The organism is bacterium (assembly GCA_030247525.1).
Lineage (GTDB): Bacteria > Electryoneota > JAOADG01 > JAOADG01 > JAOADG01 > JAOTSC01.
Genome location: JAOTSC010000205.1, coordinates 1 through 5,341 on the forward strand (window position 1 = coordinate 1; position 5,341 = coordinate 5,341).

The 5,341-nt window shown below is 47.0% G+C and carries 4 protein-coding genes; 2 read left to right on the forward strand and 2 right to left on the reverse strand.

Annotation, left to right across the window (positions count from 1 at the left end):
- Nucleotides 1-109: 109 nt before the first annotated feature.
- Nucleotides 110-1,321, forward strand: coding sequence for a hypothetical protein (locus OEM52_13720; protein ID MDK9701193.1), 1,212 nt, complete (start codon nucleotides 110-112; stop codon nucleotides 1,319-1,321).
- A 77-nt stretch (nucleotides 1,322-1,398) separates the two neighbouring features.
- Here OEM52_13720 and OEM52_13725 read toward each other — a convergent pair whose 3' ends face one another.
- Both OEM52_13725 and OEM52_13730 read right to left on the reverse strand, forming a co-directional pair.
- Nucleotides 1,399-3,243: an Ig-like domain-containing protein gene (locus OEM52_13725; GenBank protein MDK9701194.1), complete on the reverse strand. Its 1,845-nt coding sequence runs from the start codon at nucleotides 3,241-3,243 to the stop codon at nucleotides 1,399-1,401.
- Between the two features lie 83 nt (nucleotides 3,244-3,326).
- Nucleotides 3,327-4,610: a T9SS type A sorting domain-containing protein gene (locus OEM52_13730; protein MDK9701195.1), complete on the reverse strand. Its 1,284-nt coding sequence runs from the start codon at nucleotides 4,608-4,610 to the stop codon at nucleotides 3,327-3,329.
- Between the two features lie 293 nt (nucleotides 4,611-4,903).
- On the opposite strand from OEM52_13730, the gene OEM52_13735 reads away from it, so the two are divergent.
- Nucleotides 4,904-5,341, forward strand: a 438-nt coding sequence (locus OEM52_13735; protein MDK9701196.1) for a SurA N-terminal domain-containing protein, incomplete at its 3' end; no start/stop codon positions are given.

Genomic DNA, 5,341 nt, shown 5'->3' on the forward strand with positions numbered 1-5,341 from the left:
ATCAAATCCGCGGGACAGTCCATGATGTATCCCGGATTAGAAATCAATAAACTGTACCGGCCGCGCAATCTCTTGTAAGAGGTGAACGATGGGAAACCTGTCACTGATAATGATCTTATCGTTTTTGGGGGCGTATTCCTACGTCGGTTACCGACAACGCTCTACCCAGGAGAATACAACACAATATGCCTCCGATGCTGTTCGCCGGGTAAATCTAAAGCTATTAGCGGCAACTGCTGTGAATCGGGCGTTAAATGAGTTGACGTTGGCTCCGATGACTCGTACCGATGTAACCGGGAGTTTAGAAGGTGGGCAATTCAAAGTAAAAATTAATGATTATACATCCGATCCTACATTAGGATCAACTCAAGTGAGATTAGTAGCGTGCGTTCAGAATGGTGGATTCCGGGACACCTCATTTGTGCTTCTTCAGTATCCTTACTTTAGCCGATTTGCTTACATAACGAATAATGAAGGAACAATTTGGTTCCAATCCGGCGATACGATTAAGGGACCTGCCCACACGAATGGTTATTTCAATATGAATGGCAGACCGGCGTTCATGAGTTCGATATCGAGTGCCCAGTGGTACACCGCGGGTGTATCACCTTACCGTTCGCAAGGTGTAGGACCGCCATACTTTGCAGAAACACCGAATTGGTATGCACCAACCTTGACATTTCCTTCTGATGTCAATACGCAACGAACAGCAGCGGCGACAGCAGGTCATTCGTACAGCAATGCAACACTGTACGTGCAGTTTAATGTCGATGGTACGTACCAAACGAAAACGTCATCAGGAGGTGCTTGGACATCGCATGCTAAACCAACCAACGGAGTTGTTTTTGTAGGTCCGGCAAGTGGCACTAGTACTGCTTACACAGTTAATGTACAAGGGACAGTCAAAGGGCAGTATACTTTAGCCTGCCAAGGGAGTATAAACATTACTGGCGACATCGTATATGCAACCGATCCACGTGTGAATCCAGCATCAACAGATATGTTAGGGTTAGTAGCACGATTGAATTGTGCACTGACTAACAATGTTCTTAATGGTGATCGTACTATCATGGCGCATATCATGACAATGAATACATCAGTCAGCAGTACCACGAACTTCTATAACACACAGTATAGTTCGCTGAATTCGGGTACTTTGCACTTGTACGGCGGATTAGCGCAAGTCGGTCGAGGGGCGGTTGGTACTGTTGCGGGTATGGGTTACTTGAAGGACTACCAGTACGATATGCGGTTACAGGATTTTTCCCCGCCAAGTTATCCGAATGCAACGGTGTTGCAGCAGATTTACTACTGGGAGTAAGCTCACCCAGAAGCAAATTACAGAACAGAAAACGGCAACGCAATGCGTTGCCGTTTTTATAGCAAATTTTGTTCTGCTTAATTTGTTGACGTCACCACGTACCATGCACTTGTCAGTGCAATGGTTTCATTTTCGACAGTGAAGGTCGTGTTAGTAACGGTTCCTAACAATGTAGCTCCTTCAATACCGATTGCATAAGGTGTCGGTTTCCGATACACTTTGTATCCTGTCACATTTTCTACAGCACTCCAAGTCAACACAACATTAGCACCACTCACTTGCGCAACGAGGTTTTGCGGTGCAACCGGCGGACCTGCCAAAGAAACAAATTGAGCTGTACGGGAGGCACCTAACACAATCGGATTTCCACCTAAGTCAGATGTGCCCGGAGTAACGGTTACTGTATAGTTTGTCGAAACCGCCATTCCATTAACAGTAAGCCACACTTTATTCCATTGTCCGGGCAATCTTTGCGCACTGGTCACGGTCGGTCCGGCTGGTGAAATCGCATAGCTTGTATTCTGATTCGCTAACACTGGCTCCATCCGCTCGCTAAAGAGTAGACGAATTCCATCAGATGCAACACTGTCAACTGAGGTAAGACTCGGTGGTGTATTGTCCATTGGGAAATCGTTATACCATACCGGTGAGATCGTACGTGCGGCACCATCGCTCGCTCGCAACCACGCACCACGATTGGCAGTACTTTCCCAATTGTCGCCGTGCCGGAATTTGTACTCGATAAACATCGAATCGGCAAAAGTAAAGTTGATGTCAACAGTATAAGTCTCATTGGAATCGGGATCGCTCATTACAATGTCGGTTCCCCACGAAAGTGGTGCATTTGCGCCACGCATGTTCACTGGTTGAACAAAACCTACCGTCTCGCTCATCCGTACATTGAAGGTGACAGTTTGGTTTATTAGACTGTGGAAAGATGCTGAGGCGTGGGTAGGATCGAGATGGTTGCCGACTAAGTCGATCACCATTGTATCGACGGTAACTGTATACAAGACATTCTCACCAAAGGGAACCGACCATGTCAATGCGATTTGAGTAGAACTTAGTCGCGATAAACTGGAAACCGTACGTGGTACAGCATCTCCACTAATTGAATAGCGTGAGTAAACGACTGCAGACGTAGAATCTACCGGCTCCGAAAATGTTATTGTGGTGGTAGTAGTCGAAGTTGCCGCCGCTGAAGCCACTTGCGGTCGTACTAAGTCAGCGCCGGAAATGATGGGAACCATTGTCGATACAGCAAGTTGTCCTTGATCAGACCAATTGGTTGCATTCCAATCGTTGGCCGGATCGTTCGATGTATCCTGTGCGTTGTCGGTCCCGCCGCCACCCGTACTAAACAACTCGACCCAAATCGTATCGGGACTGCCGATATCGGCGAGCGGGATTTTGTATTCGACCCCGGAGGTTGTTCCCGTTGCTCGCGCTGCCGCTGCTAACGGGGAGTATCCTCCCCATCCGGTTCCGTTCCAGCTAATAAATTGGGTCTGTGCAGTCCCGTATACTGGCGTGTCATGCCAGCTATTCAAACTGTATTCTGGGCGATGTGGATTTAGTGCTACAACGTTTCGTCCCCATCCGTCAGTGGTCGCGCCGGAATTCTCCAAACCATCGGTATCGATATAGAAAATGTACTTAGGCCACCACTGCCCACTATTCCCTAAATCGATGTTCACAGTATACAGGATGTATAAAAAGCTGGCGTCGTTACAAACATAGACATTTAGTACATCAGCAAGATTCCAGTTTACGGCATCACCGGCAGGGTCTACTGCCTCCGGAGCGCCATAGATTTCGGTGTCTAAAACACCATCAATCACTGGAGTGCCATAGCCCGCAGCAAACGCTAATATCGGGAAAAGCATAACCGCTCCCATAAGCGCTGCGACAAATTTCGACATATTTGTTTCTCCTAAGAAATGGCAAACACCGACCGTACTCGATCGGTGTTTGCAACACGATAAAACCGATGAAAACGAAGAGCTTACTTCAGATAAGCGAGTTTCTTTTGTGTCGTAAACCCCGATTCGGTAGTTAAGCGGTAGAAGTACATACCGGCTGATAAACCCGTTGCATTCAAGGTAACGGTATGCGAGCCAGCGCTGTAACTGCCCGAGGCAATCGTCTTTACTAAACGACCGGATAAATCGTATAGTGCGACTGTAAGATTTTCGGGAGTCGTAATCTGGAAACCGATGTTCGTCGTGTTGTTAAATGGATTGGGGGCATTCTGCATTAAATATACTTTTGGCATTGCAGAATTATGATCCGGCTCCATCGCAGTCACTTGTACTGTGAAACGATTCATGTGCTCACGGCCGTCTCCGTCGATATCTGCGATTCGATAGTAGTACGTTTCACCGGGTTGAACGGTACGATCTATCCAGTGATAGTTCATTTGCTCGGAAGTTGTTCCACGACCGGTGATTATTCCACTTACAGCTTCGTAATCCGATTCACGATTCGTTGACCGGAAGATACGAAATCCGGCATTATTCGATTCCGATTCGACCCGCCAGTTCAAAGTAATGCGATCACTGGCTGGTGTCGCGGTAAAACTGGTCATCGCAACCGGCAACGGGGGTTCAAACTCAATTTGTGAGAAATTCGATAACTGTGCGGTTGTCGACCAATCAGTAGCATTCCAACCAGTTGGGAGCTGATCCTGTGCATTATCGGAGCCGCCATTTCCTGTAGTCCAAGCTGTAACCCAGAATGTTGGTGGATTGCCGATGGACGCTAACGGAATAGCAAACTCTAATCCCGAGCCAAGTACTCCAGCATCCAATGCCATCGACCCAATGTTGAAGTAAGTTGGTCCTGACCACGAACCACCCGTCCAAGTCCAGTACTGGTGATCATTCCCATTTCCACCTTCAAATGGTGCCTGATCCACCCAGCAGTTCAAGCTATACTCGATGCGATGGGGATCGTTGTAATTCACATTACGAGTCCAAGGGTCGGTTGCACCGCCCATTCCAGGAAGACTGTTTACATCGAATCCAATGATGTACTTACCCCAGTTTGTTGCACCAAGGTTAGCATTCACTATGAGATACAAGTACACATTCGTATTGTCATAACAAGCATACATCGAACCCAAATCCATAACGGCGTTGCCGTTACCATCTACTTCAATTTCAGATGTGACATACCCATAAATCGGATCTATACCACCATCGATAACCGGCGTTCCGAATGGCACTTCGATAGCCCAAACTGGAACAGCTATTGAAATTACTATTAATGACAAGAACAAGCGCTTCATACGCTCCTCCTTCGATAAAGTTAAACCACTTACTTCACAACGGTTTAATTTAAATCCAATTGTTAAAGAATTCAAGCAAATCTACGAGAGAAGAGGATTTGTCAACATCAGGTAATCTTCCAAGCTTTCATTTGGCGAATCGATGAATTACTCGGGGAGGAACCGGGAGTTGCAAACTTCCGGAAAAGGTTCTACTTTTTCAGGTTTAGAATTCCGGAAAACGCAAACACCGGGAATAGATAGGTACGCTTGCACGCGCAAGCTAACAACAGTATACGGAAGGGCATTCGATTATGATGCAGACCATGCGTGAGAATACTAAAAAGGTTTTGTGGGTTCTCATCATCGCGTTCATCGGTACAATCATCTTCGCATGGGGAATGGGCGGTTTCGACCGTAACAGCCAGGTGCGCAGCGGCGTTCTTGCTATCATCGATGGTGAGAAGATTCTCCAACAGGATTTCGATAACCGGGTCGAACAGCGCATCCAACAGGAGCGGGAAAAGAATAATAACCAAGACCTTGACGAAAACCGTGTTCGTACCCTTCGAAATGAGGTTTGGGACGGCATCATCAACGAAATTCTGTTAGAACAAGAACTTGACCGATTGGGCGTATCGATTGGTACCCGGGAAATTGCTTATGAGCTCCGCAACAATCCTCCACAATACGTGCAGCAAGCCGAGGTCTTTCAGAATAACGGTCAGTTCTATGCCGCAAAATACGAGGAC